Here is a 13,667-nt window from a genome sequence, read left to right on the forward strand (position 1 = left end):
ATGCCAAGCCCCCCCAAAAAACCGACCAATCGCCTGTTGACATGGCTTAACCGCCGCGGAGAAAATCAAAAACACAATCTACAGTTGCTTATTATTGGTGCTGGCGTATTTTTCTTCGGTACAGGCCTTATCATCTGGGTGGACAGAACAATGCCATCATCGATAGAGCAAGAAATGATCGCTCTTGTGGGCTCAATATTGTGTGTGATCGGCATTCTAACGGCGCTACTCGGCTATTTGGGGCTGAGTCTGTTTCGCCTAATTAAATTTTTCCATAACGATGATTAGCGTTTAGCAGTAACGTCCTCCGCTTGCAGCCCCTTATCTCCTTGTGCCACACTAAATTGAACTTTCTGACCTTCACTCAAAGTCCGTCGGCCACTACCGCGAATCGAACGATAGTGCACAAAGACATCTTCACCATTACTTCTTGTGATAAAACCAAAACCTTTGGAGACGTTAAACCATTTAACCGTACCTGTCTCGCGCTTGCTCTCATCACTTGCTTGTCCATCTCCGTTTTCAGAAAACACACTCTCTTCATTCGATTTAAAGTCCGATATACCCATAACAAAGCAACCCACGAAGGCAAGACAATAAATCGCCAGAAAATTGGCTAAGTTTGGTTCAGCGCTTACGTTAGTGGACAACCACTCAATAACAAATGGGGCCGGAATGGCCACTAAAAAACTAATTAAAATACTGCGAATTAAAATACTTAACATTATTACTAAACCTATAGACGAATACACAATGGAAAATGCTGTAAGGCCATGGAGTCAATATCTTGATCAGATGTAAGGCTCAAGCGAAGTGATACAAATAATGCAGGCCAGCGCTAATATAAACATAGGCTTACATTCCTATTCAAGTCCATTTTCCTGAAACCCAAATATTTAGCGCAATAGCACATTGCTTTTTAGTTTTTCCGGCCTAAGCAAGTTAAAACAGCTCTTCTTTCAACACAAATCGTGCTTTGCAAGACGCCGTGTAAAACTTGCTGAATTGAAGTGATTTAAGCGAAGGGGATACTAGAGGAAAGTAAAATTGTGAACTATATTTTAAACGGCGTAATTCGCACATAACACAATAAAGGCCAAAAGATGAAGTACAACGAAGATGCAACTCAGGCTGCCAATTACTTAAGGGAAGCCATCCCTCTCATGGTCAAATATGGCATTCACCCCAATCCACGAAATTTTGCCCTCTGGTATACCTATGTTTCGCACCGAACACCTAAACTAAATCAGGAACTGGATAAAACCATTGCTCAATTTGATACTTGCCCCGCAGATATCAGCGCTGATCTTTTCAGGCGTTATGTCATTGATGATGAGGTAGATTTCGCCCAGCATGTGCAACAAAATTTATCTAAAATCATCGGCAATCTATCCCAACAAACCGAACACACACTGAAAGATGAGCAAAATTTCGAGAATCAATTGCAAAAAGGATTAGAAGAGCTTCAAGCAGGTTCAGACGATAATGGCATCGAAAAGGTTGTCTACCAACTGATCCAGCATACCAAAGACGCTTCTAAAGTAGCCGAACAGTTTCGTGATGAGATTAGCAAAGCCAATTCCGAGATCGATCAACTACGTCGCGAGCTGACCGAACTGGCCGAACAAGCATCTCTCGACTCGCTCACACAGTTGGATAACAGGAGGTCCTTTGATAAGGAAATAAAGCGTTTGGCTGCGGAAGCCTGTTCTAACGGCACTCCCCTTTGTCTTTTGCTGAGCGATATCGATCATTTTAAAAAATGCAACGATACCTATGGCCATGTCGTTGGTGACAAAGTCCTGCAATCCTTTGCCAAGGTACTCACCCACGTCTGCGACGAAGTGGGATTTCCCGCGCGCTATGGCGGTGAAGAGTTTGTTGTATTGTTACCCAATTACTCGTTAGATAGTGCTATCCAAGTCGCAGAGGAAATCAGAAATATCACTCAAAATATGAAGATTAAACAACGTGGTTCAGACCAGGAAATTGATCGGATTACTACTTCTGTCGGTGTTGCTCAATACCAACCCCATGAGGATATTCAAGACTATATTGGGCGCGCAGATAGTGCGCTTTATCAGGCTAAGGAAAACGGTAGAAATCGGGTGATGGTTGCTGATTAGATTTATTTTTGACCGGTTTGAAATTCATTCTTTCTGTTTTAACGTGAATCGCGCCAACCGATTTTATTGATCGGTTGGCACTTCATTATTATTCCTTCATATGATCCATCATACCTTTCATTTTGGCCTCAGCATCTTCATGCATATCCTCAGCCATTTCTTCAACGTCATCCATTACTTCTTTTCCGGCTTCGAGTGCATCTGAAGCTTCCTCTTTGACCGAATCGACCATACTATCGGCTGACTCTTTGGCATCTTCCATTAACGAGCCAGCACTTTCTTCGACGGCTGGCGCCTTCGACCCCATGCTCTCACTCCCAGAAGATCCTTTGTCGGAGTCGCAGGCCGCTAAAAACATTGAAAAAAATACTACAGTTGCAAGCTGAACGATTTTTTGACTAATCATAACTTTTCCTTTCTCTCGATTGATAAATGAACCGTTATTCTTAACATCTGCCAACAGGGCTTACATTTGTAACACTTTTAAACCCCCATTCCAAGTAAAACAAAATCACAACTTTATTTAAATCAAGCCGTTAGATAAACATCAAAACGACTTGATTTGCCATTAAAACTAAGCTGTGGAGCAATATTCGCCAAATTCGGCGCGTTTCGAGGACGCTTAACAACTACTCGTTTACGGGCACGATCCAAGGCTGGCATCAACAGCAGGTCACCACTCGCATCATGCTTAAGCAATAAATGTAAGGCTTGCATATCCTTTTTTACTTTTGCCGATTTTTGCCTGACCGGAAACATCGGATCCAGATATATTACATCCGGTCTTTGCTGCGCATTAAGCAGCAACAAATACGTTACCGCGTCTGTTTCAAACAGATTCATTCGTGCAATAATCGAAGTGATGGAGGGATTTTTCCGCGCTCGATCCAGGCCAGATTTTAACATCAGGGCGACAACCGGATGCTGCTCCAGCATCGTCACCTGACAGCCCAAAGCGGCCAACACAAAAGCATCGCGTCCAAAACCAGCGGTGGCGTCAATCACTGTCGGCAACTGGTTAGCCTTGAGACCAATCGCTTTGGCAATCAGTTCATTCTTTACCGCCATATGCCGTTGCCGGTAAGTCATGACACCGGATAAAAAATCAACATAAACTGGTTTGGTCAAGGTACGACCCGGAAGCCGTAGCCCAACTCCTTGGTCGCTTACCCAAACCAAAACCTGAGCGGTCTCTTCAGCAACATTTTCGACGGGTATCACTGTCGTATATAAAGCAGTAGCAATAGTTTCTGCTTGTTCCTGCTGTACAGGAGTTTCAGCAACAACCTTTAACATGAGTCTCGGAGTCTTTATGATCGGCAGCAACCTTAGGCGAACAGGTCGAGCCCCGTCAATATCTGGGCATTGTCAGATTCTATGATCCGGGCTGTCGTTTGATAGGTATTCAGGGCACGCTTATGTGTTAAATTCTTAGCATCGACTTGTAGCCCTCGCAAATCAACACGTTCGGAACGATAAACCGGTGCTTGCTTATCGGTTTCGGGGGGCGCTAAGGTTGCTCCTTGCTCCACAGCACTCTGATCTTGCTGCCGGATAGGCTCGCGTCCAGCCGGATTCGCTGTCACGCCTCTGGCTGAGTGACGAATAACCGGCAGTGATGAAATGATATTCATGGCTAAAGAGTAGCTTTTTTACACGAAAAATAAAATTAAAATAACGCCTAATATTAAGCGATAAACGGCAAAGGGTATCAGACCGATGCGATCAATAATTTTTAAAAACCAACCAATGCAGAGATAAGCACTAATAAACGCAATAACCGTTCCCAAGAGGATATTGGTCCAATCAATATCAATTTCTGACTGCAACAAATCAGAAGTTTTCAATAATCCCGCGGCACCTATAATAGGGATTGAAAGTAAAAAAGAAAACCTTGCCGCCGCCGTCCGGTTCAATCCCAGCATTATCGCAGCAGTTATGGTAATACCTGATCGTGAAGTACCCGGAATTAATGCCAGCGCCTGAGCAAAGCCAACCACAAGAACATCTTTAACGCTCAGCTGATCTAACCCCCTCTGATGAGAGCCCATACGCTCAGCAACATAGAGCAGAGCGCCGAACAATAGCGTTGCACTGGCAATGACCAAAGTACTGCGCAAATAATCTTCAACTAATCCATTCGCCAAAAAACCCGCTATACCAGCAGGGACAGTGCCTAGAATGACGAACCAGGCGAGACGACTTTCCGCAGTTATGCCACTACCGAAAAATGATCCAAACCAAGCCCGGCCCATTGTCAATACATCCATTCTGAAATAGATTAATACCGCCGATAGAGTCCCTACATGCAAAGCAACATCAAAGGCTAAACCCTGGTCAGTCCAGCCAAATAGTTGTGAGGGCAAAATCAGGTGAGCGGAGCTGGAGACCGGTAAAAACTCTGTTAGCCCCTGCAACAAGGCTAAAAATATCGCCTGTGTAGCATCCATCGCTTCAGTGCTCGCTATACTTTGGCGACTTACGCCAAGCGGTTTTATCGCGCATGTAGGTCGGCTGGGCCAATTCTGGGCTTAACAGTAAACCGTGACTAAAATCGCGTTGCGCCAATCGCAAAACATCCTGGGCATGTGGATAGCAAGGATTGTAAACATGTTTTATTTTCTGCCTCAGCAAATCGGGTAGCGCTATTCCCTCTCCCCAGCCATCGCCAACCCCAACCCAACTCTTTCGGCTCTCGAATGCAATCTGCGGCTGTAACATTTCTGGGTACGTCATGTGTTCTTTCTCTACTAGCTCTACACATCCTGAATTCGCTTGATAGCACCCCCAATAAATTTCTTTCATGCGTGCATCCAGCACAGCAATGATTTGCTCATTTTGATATTGGCGATAAACTGTCTGAGCTAACGCCGCCAAAGTTGAAACCGACACTAGTGGCAAATCCACACCAAATGCCAAACCTTGCGCAACACTCGTTGCAATTCTAATTCCGGTAAATGAACCCGGCCCACGCGCAAAAGCAATAGCGTCCAAACTGGACAACTCACAAGCGGCTTCTGCCAACACAGTATGGATCATAGGCAATAATGATTGTGCATGCCGTTTCGGCATCACTTCATACTGTTCGATCACACTGCCATCAATAGCAAGCGCCACAGAACAAGCCTGACTCGAGGTTTCTATAGCCAGTAATCTAGTCATTAACGGGTATCAACAGACCGGAAAAATTAAGGAACATCATTTGTCGTACACAAATAAATCTGCCTCATTCATGTTCCGTATTGCGAGGCCAGCATAGCTGAGAAATAGCTATGAATTTTTTAACCGAAATAGCCCCCCTGGACTTTTTATGGGCTGATTTTACGTCGGTCAATTCCGCCAATAATCTATCACGTTCAAGCTGATAGATCTCTGTAGTTTCATATTGATCATTCATCAAAACAAGCACAAGCACATCCCAATCAGCATCTAGGTTTAATTGCCCTACTCTTTGCCCTTGTTTGTCAGCGTTAAAAATTACTCGCCCTTTCACCTGAACTTTTTTATCGCCTTGCGGAGAGTTCAGCAATCCGTCAACCGCTCTTTGCTGACTATTCAGCGGCTTTAACCCAAGCAATTTGCTAGCGTCATATTTGGCCAGCTCTGCACTTACGGGCAAAGTACTTCCTGTTGACTGGCGGTATTCCGAAGCAATCCGCCTTGTTTCATCCATTAGTTTTTCTATGTTATAAACTGGCATCGTACTTTAAAGGCATCTCTGAAAACTATCTATTTTCACGATTGCTGCATCAGCTCCGTGCTCGAATTTTTATATACTCCATGTCAACCTGAGGTTCTCGGTAATTGCTCCTACGTTGCGCTATATTAAAAGGTGTTGCGAAGCTAAGCCAGTCTAAATCAAATCCAAGTCCCTAAAATATGAGAACACACAGCACCAGCGCCACAGTTGGCTCTGGCTTACTTTGCAGTCGAGGAAAGCAACTTATCCACGCTAAAAAAATCCCCAGGAGAAATTAATTCAACCTGGGGACTATCGATATCAAAGTGGGTTCGCTTAAGCTAATTAGCTACCACTTTTTTCCGTAGCTGGAGCAGCTGGAGCAGCAGGCGTTACAGCTGGGCTAGTCGGCGCAGTTGGTTTCGCTGGAGCTGGTTTCTTAGCTGCTGGCTTCTTAGCCGCTGGTTTCTTGGCCGCTGGTTTTGCTTTACTCGCCGGAGCGGTCGGCTTAGCTGTAACCGTCGCCTTAGCTTCTGCTTTTTTCGCTACGGTTTTTTTCGTCGGTGCTTTCTTGACCGGTGCTTTTTTAGCTACTGTTTTCACAGCGGCGGGCTTTTTCGCAGCCGGTTTTGGTTTGGCTGGTGCTTTTTTAGCCGCAGGTTTGGCAATACTGGCTTCTTTCTTTTTTAGTTCAGCCAGTTGCTTGGCTGCTTGTGCCGCTGCTTTTTTTACACGCGCTGCTTCTGCTTTTGCGCGTGCCGAATGTTTTGTTAAATCCGCTTTTTTCCGCTCAGCACGCCATTTATTTTCAAACAGCGCCATGGCTTTTTTCCAATCTGCTTCTGCCTTTTTTGCAAGTGTTTGGCTGTAGGCCTTTATACGTTTTTCAACATCTGCCTCAACCGCTTTCACACGCGCTTCAACTTTGACGGCAGCCTGTTTGATTTTTGCCACATTCGCTTTCACGTGCATATCAGAAAACATCTTGTCCAACTTAGCTAACTCCTGTTTGGCCTTTTCAACGTTGCGTTTGTTAGCTTCAGTTGCCGCTTTCGTGGCGCGACTCGTTGTGACCTGTACCTGTTTTTGAGCTGCTGCTACTTTCTTCTTGAGCAGTTCAAGTTCTTTGTGCACCTTAGCAGACAGTTGATCTGCCGCCGATGTTGCCGCATTTTTTCCTTTGCTCGCTTTTGTACGAGTTTTAGTGCCTGTCGACTTCTTTGCTTGGGGCATAGCAATTCTCCAATGATCAGATTAATAAAGTTTAATCTAAACCGCTTATTATTTGATTCCTAATATCCTCTACCGAACCCAACCCATCAACCTTTTTATAGATCGGTGCCTGCTTTGGTTCCGATACAGCCCAATTAGTATAGTAGCTAATTAAAGGTTTGGTCTGCTCATGATAAACTTCCAGTCTTTTGCGCACCGTTTGTTCAGTATCATCATCCCTTTGCAGCAGATCTTCCCCTGTCACATCATCCTTACCGGCTTGCTTAGGAGGATTATATACTAAATGATAAACTCTACCAGAGGCTGGATGCACACGTCGCCCACTAAGGCGCTTGATAATTTCTTCATCCCTCACATCAATTTCAATCACGCAATCAATATGAACTTTTGCATCTCTTAAGGCTTGCGCTTGCGGAATGGTACGAGGGAAGCCATCAAATAAAAATCCATTGGCACAATCCGGTTCATTTATTCTTTCTTTCACCAAGCCAATTATAATATCGTCTGATACTAGCCCACCAGAGTCCATTATCGCTTTGGCTTTCACACCCAACTCAGTACCCGCCTTCACTGCTGCGCGTAACATATCGCCTGTAGATATCTGTGGTATATTAAAACGCTCGCTAATAAATTGTGCTTGTGTGCCTTTGCCAGCTCCTGGCGCCCCCAATAAAATTATGCGCATAGCTGCGTGCCTCCCCGTTCTTATTAATTCAACTGCCATCGACTATAACCGCTTTTATACTGCGGGGAAATCCCTTTAACAAAATGTCCAGATTCAGCATATTTATTCGAGTGTTTTGCTTCAGGCACGTAACTTTGCCCGCTGCCAGGCCGCCTCAAGTTGCTCTATGCTCTGCGCAGAAATATCTTGTCGGGCCTCAACCAACTCCGCTTCCAAGTAGCGGAATCGCTTTTCGAACTTTCGCATAGTGCCGCGCAAAGCCATCTCAGGCTCAATCTCTAAGTGTCTGGCCAGATTTACGCAGCTGAACAACAGGTCTCCCAACTCATCTGTCATTCGTTCTTTTTGCTGCGACGCCATCGCTTCTTCCAGTTCTGCAAGTTCTTCATGCACTTTCGCTAATGCACCTGATTCGTCCGGCCAGTCAAATCCAACTTTCGCTACGCGTTTTTGTAATTTTGCAGCACGCATTAATGCTGAAAGTGCTTCGGGCACATCATCCAATAGGCTCGTCTGAACTTTTTCTACCCTTTCGCCCTGCTTAATTTGTTCCCAGTTTTGTCTTATTTCTTCTTCGCTGGAACTCGCCAGCGCCGTCCCAGCCGAAGCCAGCGTACCCTCAGGAAATACATGTGGATGTCGACGCAATAGTTTTTCGGTGATGCCGGCAATCACTGCATCAAAATCAAAGCAACCTTCTTCACTGGCAATTTGAGCATAGAACACCACCTGAAATAATAAATCGCCTAACTCCAGCCTGATATCCTCCATCTCCATACGCTCAATGGCGTCCACCACCTCATAGGCTTCTTCAAGGGTGTAGGGTACGAGGGTAGCGAACGATTGTTTTTTGTCCCAGGGACATCCGTGTTCGGGTGAACGTAAATCACGCATCAGTTGCAACAGATCTTCGAGTCGATTTTGCATCACACAGCTACTTTAAGTTAGGCCAACAAATAAAGTGGCGGGTAGTCAAGATAACGCCAGCGACCTTAACCACCCTGTTTATAACGTTTAACTTCTATGATGTTGGGTAGTTGATTAATCTTACTGAGGACTTTACCCAGCACCTCAAGATTTGAGACTTCCAAAGTCAAACGTAGATCCACCAGGTTGTTTACGTCATCGGTTTCACTATTCATTGAGGTTACATTCACGGCCTCATTGGCAAGTATCGCCGTCACATCACGCAACAAACCCGCTCGATCAAAGGCGCGAATCAATATATCGACCGGATATTGACCCGCCGCTTTACTACTCCACTGTACATCAATAATTCGGTCAGGCTCATCATTTTGCATACGTTGCACATTTTTACAGTCGCTGCGATGGATTGAAATACCGCGACCCTGAGTAATGTAACCTACGCATTCATCTCCAGGTACCGGTTTACAGCAGTTGGCAATGCTGGATAGCAAATTACCCACGCCTTTAAATTCAAGACTATTGCGCGGGTTAACGATGGTCGTACCTGAGGGCATCTTGAGGTTAAGTTCATCTTGTTGAGGTGCTGGCTCAATTTGTTCTTGCGCGGCATTGACGATCTGACCCAGCCGCAAATCACCTGCTCCGAGTGCCGCAAACATGTCATCCGGCGTTTTATAGTTCATCGCCGGTGCCAGTGTTTTTAGATCCACCGTATCTAGCGCCAATCGCTTCAGCTCTTTTTCAAGAATGCTGCGCCCTGCGGCAACATTTTTATCTCTGTCCTGCAGCTTAAACCAATGCTGGATTTTAGTGCGGGTACGACCAACAAACACATAACCCAAAGCCTGATTCAGCCAATCTCTGCTGGGAACTATATTTTTTGCCGTCAGTATTTCGACCTGCTCCCCAGTTTTTAACTGGTAATTGAGAGGAACAATACGCCCGTTGACTTTCGCACCACGACAATGATTACCAACCTCTGTGTGTACCCGATAAGCAAAATCCACGGGGGTCGCGCCACGTGCCAAATCAATGACATGTCCAGCCGGAGTAAATACATAGATACGATTTGTCTCGATATCCGATTGCAGCTCATCGGCAAGCGAACCTAGATCGCCCACCTCTTCATGCCAATGCAATACTTGTCGTAACCACTCGATTTTTTCTTCATAGCTACGTTCAGACTTGGCGCTATCTGTACCTTTATAACGCCAGTGGGAACAAACCCCGTATTCCGCTTCTTCATGCATTTCGTGGGTTCGAATCTGGACTTCCAGCGTGCGCCCTTCCGGGCCGATCACAGCGGTGTGCAGGGAGCGATAGCCGTTGCGTTTTGGCGTCGCTATATAATCATCAAATTCCTTCGGAATATGCCGCCACAAATCATGCACTATGCCTAATGAGGTATAGCAGTCTCTAAGATGCGGCACCAAAACTCGCACTGCGCGAATATCGTGTACTTGGTCGAAATCAATTTGTTTGCGCTGCATCTTACGCCAGATGCTATAGATGTGCTTAACCCGACCGGTGACAACCGCGTCTATATGTTGTTCCTGCAAGCGATTTTGTAGCAAGCTGACCATGTCGGCGATATAACGCTCGCGATCCAGACGCCGTTCGTCCAACAGTTTGGCGATCCGTTTATACTCGTCTGGAGAAAGATAACGAAACGCCACGTCCTCCAATTCCCACTTAATATGGCCAATACCAAGACGATGCGCGAGCGGCGCATAGATATCAAAAACTTCTCTGGCGACTTTTTGTTTTCTTTCTTGCGGCGCATTTTTAACCGCTCTGATGGCCCAGGTTCGCTCGGCTAATTTAATTAGCGCGACCCGCACATCATCTACCAGCGCAACCAGCATTTTACGAATATTATCAATCTGACGCTGGGAATCACCGAGTACTGCACCCGTTGTCGGCTGTTGTACAGCCGAAATCGCCGCCATCTGCTGCACACCCATAATCAGCTTTGCGACAATAGCGCCGAACTGTGTTTCAACCAGATCTAAGCCAAGCTTTCCTTCCCGCACAGCACGATAAAGAATGGCCGTAATCAAGGTATCTTGATCCAACTTCAGGTCAGCCAGTATTTCAGCCATTTCCAATCCGGCAAAAAAGCAGTCATTATCAAAGTCGGCATCCCGAGAGGGACTACCGGGCTTAAGCGCCGCCTGCTGTGCGAGGTGACAGGCCCGACGCACTGCATCAATATCCGGTAAATTCAAATCCGCTTGCAGTCTATCCAACCAGGCTTCTAAATTGATGGAGCCGTCTGCTGCAACCGGATGCCTTTCCCTAACTTGAACCATATTTAAGCTGTTGTCAGTTGTCTCCGGGAGACTAGACCGACCCCTTCGAGATTAAATTATCAGGCAGCGCCCGCATGCAATTTGGGCGCAGTTTGTCCATTCGTGTTACGTTCAAATACCGCGATAGATTCCACATGTTTCGTTTGCGGAAACATATCTAAAATTCCCGCCTTCACTAACTCATAGCCTTGCTGCTTTAGTTCTCCCGCATCCCGCGCCAAGGTTGCCGGATTGCATGATACATAAACTATACGAACAGGCTGCCATCGCACCATTGCCCGCACTATTTCCAACGCACCGGAGCGCGGCGGGTCAATCAGAACCTTATCAAAACCTAGTTTGCCCCAGGGTTGCTGACTAAGGTCCTGGGTCAAGTCAGCCGCATAAAATTCAACATTTCCCAGGCCATTATGCTGTGCATTTTCACAACCTCTTGCGACCATCTCAGCACTACCTTCGACACCCACGACTGTTGCACCTGAGCGCGCCAAAGGAAGCGTAAAATTTCCTAGCCCGCAAAACAAGTCTAACACACGCTCACCGGGCTTAGGATCGAGGCAGGTCACTGCCTGTTTAACCATACTGCGATTTATATCAGCATTGACCTGCGTAAAATCCATCGGATGAAAGCGCATTTCCAACTGATAGTCCGTAAGCCGGTAACTGAGCCGCTCCTCCGTCTCTGCTGGCCATATTTTATGGACTGAATCCGTCGCGCCGGGTTGCAAGTAAATCTCAATATCTTGCTGCAAGCCGAAATCAGTCAAGGCCTTCACATCATTGGGCGTGAGACTTTCCATATGCCGAAAAACCAGCGCGACCTGATCATCACCAATCGCGACTTCAATTTGCGGAATGGTTCGGTAGGCTGCCAACGAACGAATCAGTTCGCACAATAGTTGAATTTTGTTACCAATGCGTGAATCCAAAATCTGGCACGTCTTGATATCGGTGATAAAGTGAGTGCGCTTCTCACGAAAACCAACCAATACCTGGTCACGCTTCTCTACATAACGAACGCCGAGACGCGCCTTACGGCGATAATGATAGAGGCCACCTCGCATCGCGGGTATAATTTTTTGCGGTACTATCCCTCCAAAATGCTGAAGCTGTTCCAACAGAACAGATTGCTTTAATCCCAGCTGCGTATCAGTCTGCATGTACTGCAGGCTGCAACCACCGCAAAACTGCGCATGTTCGCACTGAGGTTCTAACCGCAGTGGCGACGCCTTTATCACCTCAAGTGTTATGGCTTCATCGAACCGACTACGCTTACTTCTTACCTGAGCCCTTACAATTTCTTGGGGTAGAGCCCCTTCGACAAAAACCAGCTTACCCTCACGTTTAGCCATACCACGGCCATCATGGGCTAATCCTTCGACCTGTAATTCGACCTGTTCAAAGACTCTCTGCTTTTTTCCTCGCTTCGCCACGGTTAATACATATCCTTAATAAAAAGTAAGCTGACGGGTATATTGGGACAATTTCGGATAAATCAAATAACCCATAAATAAAAACGACCCGGAAGCGGGCCGTCACATTAACCTTTTTCATTAGACGGCTGTTAAAAAACCCCTGTCGACAGATAGCGATCACCGCGATCGCAAATAATCGCCACAATCACCGCATTTTCAACTTGTTTTGAAATACGTAACGCCCCCGATACCGCCCCACCTGATGACACGCCACAAAAAATACCTTCCCGCTCCGCCAGTGCGCGCATTGTTTGCTCTGCCTCGATTTGTGATATATCTATTATTTCATCGACGCGATCACGATTAAATATTTTGGGTAGATAAGCCTGCGGCCAACGCCGGATACCGGGAATACTGGCACCGTCCTGAGGTTGCAAACCAATAATTCGAATGGCAGGATTTTGTTCTTTCAAATAGCGCGACACCCCCATAATGGTGCCCGTAGTACCCATAGAGCTGACAAAGTGGGTTATCCTGCCCTGTGTTTGTTGCCATATTTCCGGGCCGGTAGTTGCGTAGTGCGCCTGTGGGTTATCCATATTGCCGAACTGATCCAATACGACCCCCTTACCCTCATCATGCATCTTTGCCGCCAGATCACGGGCACCTTCCATTCCCTCGTCCTTGGTTACCAATACCAACTCGGCACCATAGGCTGCCATGGCGGCTCGGCGTTCCTCGCTCATATGGTCTGGCATGATCAGTACCATACGATAGCCTCTAATAGCAGCAGCCATCGCCAGGGCAATCCCGGTATTACCACTGGTGGCTTCTATCAGGGTGTCTCCGGGTTTGATATCGCCCCGCTGTTCTGCTGCATTAATCATATTTAACGCGGGGCGATCTTTAACTGAGCCGGCGGGATTATTTCCCTCCAGTTTCACTAAAATTGTATTCCCTCTCTCACCACCCAAGCGCTGCAAACGCACCAGGGGCGTATTACCGATACAGCTTTCAATCGTTGGGAAAGCCGCCACATCAGAATCTTCAGGACTGCGCTGCGAATCATTACCCTGAATTATTGAATTCATCTAAATATCCCTAAAACGTTTTATCGATTTATAAGCCCTGCCTGCAAAGGCTCAATACCTGGCTGGCAATATGATACGTTCTAAACGATTGGCCGCATAATATTCTATCCAACTAACCACATAGCGATTGGTAATAACATTAAAGCCAGATTAGCTATTCCTGCCACCAACACACACCGACTAGCCTTATTATTTTCAT

15 protein-coding genes are annotated in these 13,667 nt (G+C 46.3%); 2 read left to right on the forward strand and 13 right to left on the reverse strand.

Annotation, left to right across the window (positions count from 1 at the left end; all coding sequences use genetic code 11):
• Nucleotides 1–288: a hypothetical protein gene (locus tag H6995_09525; protein MCP5215233.1), complete on the forward strand. Its 288-nt coding sequence runs from the start codon at nt 1–3 to the stop codon at nt 286–288.
• On the opposite strand, the gene H6995_09530 is transcribed toward H6995_09525, so the two are convergent.
• The gene (locus H6995_09530) at nt 285–569 is read right to left on the reverse strand and encodes a cold-shock protein (protein ID MCP5215234.1); all 285 of its coding nucleotides are present in this window, start codon (nt 567–569) and stop codon (nt 285–287) included. The two genes, H6995_09525 and H6995_09530, sit on opposite strands and share 4 nt — an antisense overlap.
• Before the next feature lie 534 nt (nt 570–1,103).
• Here H6995_09530 and H6995_09535 point away from each other — a divergent pair.
• Nucleotides 1,104–2,126 carry a diguanylate cyclase gene (locus H6995_09535; GenBank protein ID MCP5215235.1) on the forward strand — a complete coding sequence of 341 codons (1,023 nt, stop codon included), beginning with the start codon at nt 1,104–1,106 and terminating at the stop codon, nt 2,124–2,126.
• An 88-nt stretch (nt 2,127–2,214) separates the two neighbouring features.
• On the opposite strand, the gene H6995_09540 is transcribed toward H6995_09535, so the two are convergent.
• From H6995_09540 to cysM, 12 genes are all read right to left on the reverse strand, one after another.
• Nucleotides 2,215–2,532, reverse strand: a complete 318-nt coding sequence (locus tag H6995_09540) for a hypothetical protein (GenBank protein ID MCP5215236.1) — start codon at nt 2,530–2,532, stop codon at nt 2,215–2,217.
• A gap of 122 nt (nt 2,533–2,654) precedes the next feature.
• Nucleotides 2,655–3,422 carry a class I SAM-dependent methyltransferase gene (locus H6995_09545; protein MCP5215237.1) on the reverse strand — a complete coding sequence of 256 codons (768 nt, stop codon included), beginning with the start codon at nt 3,420–3,422 and terminating at the stop codon, nt 2,655–2,657.
• Between the two features lie 32 nt (nt 3,423–3,454).
• A complete protein-coding gene (locus H6995_09550) occupies nt 3,455–3,760 on the reverse strand; it encodes a hypothetical protein (protein MCP5215238.1) in 306 nt (101 codons plus the stop codon).
• Between the two features lie 18 nt (nt 3,761–3,778).
• Nucleotides 3,779–4,576, reverse strand: coding sequence for an undecaprenyl-diphosphate phosphatase (locus H6995_09555; protein ID MCP5215239.1), 798 nt, complete (start codon nt 4,574–4,576; stop codon nt 3,779–3,781).
• 4 nt (nt 4,577–4,580) lie between these two features.
• Nucleotides 4,581–5,288 carry a tRNA (adenosine(37)-N6)-threonylcarbamoyltransferase complex dimerization subunit type 1 TsaB gene (gene tsaB / locus H6995_09560; GenBank protein ID MCP5215240.1) on the reverse strand — a complete coding sequence of 236 codons (708 nt, stop codon included), beginning with the start codon at nt 5,286–5,288 and terminating at the stop codon, nt 4,581–4,583.
• 64 nt (nt 5,289–5,352) lie between these two features.
• Nucleotides 5,353–5,826, reverse strand: coding sequence for a hypothetical protein (locus H6995_09565; protein ID MCP5215241.1), 474 nt, complete (start codon nt 5,824–5,826; stop codon nt 5,353–5,355).
• Between the two features lie 324 nt (nt 5,827–6,150).
• Nucleotides 6,151–7,038, reverse strand: coding sequence for a hypothetical protein (locus H6995_09570; GenBank protein ID MCP5215242.1), 888 nt, complete (start codon nt 7,036–7,038; stop codon nt 6,151–6,153).
• Nucleotides 7,039–7,069: 31 nt separating this feature from the next.
• On the reverse strand, nt 7,070–7,723 hold the full coding sequence (gene adk / locus H6995_09575; GenBank protein ID MCP5215243.1) for an adenylate kinase: 654 nt from the start codon (nt 7,721–7,723) through the stop codon (nt 7,070–7,072).
• A gap of 120 nt (nt 7,724–7,843) precedes the next feature.
• Nucleotides 7,844–8,650 carry a nucleoside triphosphate pyrophosphohydrolase gene (mazG, locus tag H6995_09580; protein ID MCP5215244.1) on the reverse strand — a complete coding sequence of 269 codons (807 nt, stop codon included), beginning with the start codon at nt 8,648–8,650 and terminating at the stop codon, nt 7,844–7,846.
• A gap of 65 nt (nt 8,651–8,715) precedes the next feature.
• Entirely contained in the window at nt 8,716–10,962 is a 2,247-nt protein-coding gene (gene relA / locus H6995_09585; protein ID MCP5215245.1) for a GTP diphosphokinase, read from the reverse strand.
• A gap of 59 nt (nt 10,963–11,021) precedes the next feature.
• Complete coding sequence (gene rlmD / locus H6995_09590; protein ID MCP5215246.1) at nt 11,022–12,395, reverse strand: 23S rRNA (uracil(1939)-C(5))-methyltransferase RlmD; 1,374 nt, start codon at nt 12,393–12,395, stop codon at nt 11,022–11,024.
• Between the two features lie 131 nt (nt 12,396–12,526).
• Nucleotides 12,527–13,468: a cysteine synthase CysM gene (gene cysM / locus H6995_09595; GenBank protein MCP5215247.1), complete on the reverse strand. Its 942-nt coding sequence runs from the start codon at nt 13,466–13,468 to the stop codon at nt 12,527–12,529.
• Nucleotides 13,469–13,667 lie beyond the last annotated feature (199 nt).

The sequence above is a fragment of the Pseudomonadales bacterium genome, from assembly GCA_024234615.1.
GTDB lineage: Bacteria > Pseudomonadota > Gammaproteobacteria > Pseudomonadales > IMCC2047 > JAJFKB01.

Excerpts from the sequence above, each read along its gene's own strand:
- H6995_09525 (MCP5215233.1), top strand. The coding sequence starts at position 1 with ATGCCAAGCCCCCCCAAAAAACCGACCAATCGCCTGTTGACATGGCTT.
- H6995_09530 (MCP5215234.1), bottom strand. The coding sequence starts at position 569 with ATGGGTATATCGGACTTTAAATCGAATGAAGAGAGTGTGTTTTCTGAA.
- H6995_09535 (MCP5215235.1), top strand. The coding sequence starts at position 1,104 with ATGAAGTACAACGAAGATGCAACTCAGGCTGCCAATTACTTAAGGGAA.
- H6995_09540 (MCP5215236.1), bottom strand. The coding sequence starts at position 2,532 with ATGATTAGTCAAAAAATCGTTCAGCTTGCAACTGTAGTATTTTTTTCA.
- H6995_09545 (MCP5215237.1), bottom strand. The coding sequence starts at position 3,422 with ATGTTAAAGGTTGTTGCTGAAACTCCTGTACAGCAGGAACAAGCAGAA.
- H6995_09550 (MCP5215238.1), bottom strand. The coding sequence starts at position 3,760 with ATGAATATCATTTCATCACTGCCGGTTATTCGTCACTCAGCCAGAGGC.
- H6995_09555 (MCP5215239.1), bottom strand. The coding sequence starts at position 4,576 with ATGGATGCTACACAGGCGATATTTTTAGCCTTGTTGCAGGGGCTAACA.
- tsaB (MCP5215240.1), bottom strand. The coding sequence starts at position 5,288 with ATGACTAGATTACTGGCTATAGAAACCTCGAGTCAGGCTTGTTCTGTG.
- H6995_09565 (MCP5215241.1), bottom strand. The coding sequence starts at position 5,826 with ATGCCAGTTTATAACATAGAAAAACTAATGGATGAAACAAGGCGGATT.
- H6995_09570 (MCP5215242.1), bottom strand. The coding sequence starts at position 7,038 with ATGCCCCAAGCAAAGAAGTCGACAGGCACTAAAACTCGTACAAAAGCG.
- adk (MCP5215243.1), bottom strand. The coding sequence starts at position 7,723 with ATGCGCATAATTTTATTGGGGGCGCCAGGAGCTGGCAAAGGCACACAA.
- mazG (MCP5215244.1), bottom strand. The coding sequence starts at position 8,650 with ATGCAAAATCGACTCGAAGATCTGTTGCAACTGATGCGTGATTTACGT.
- relA (MCP5215245.1), bottom strand. The coding sequence starts at position 10,962 with ATGGTTCAAGTTAGGGAAAGGCATCCGGTTGCAGCAGACGGCTCCATC.
- cysM (MCP5215247.1), bottom strand. The coding sequence starts at position 13,468 with ATGAATTCAATAATTCAGGGTAATGATTCGCAGCGCAGTCCTGAAGAT.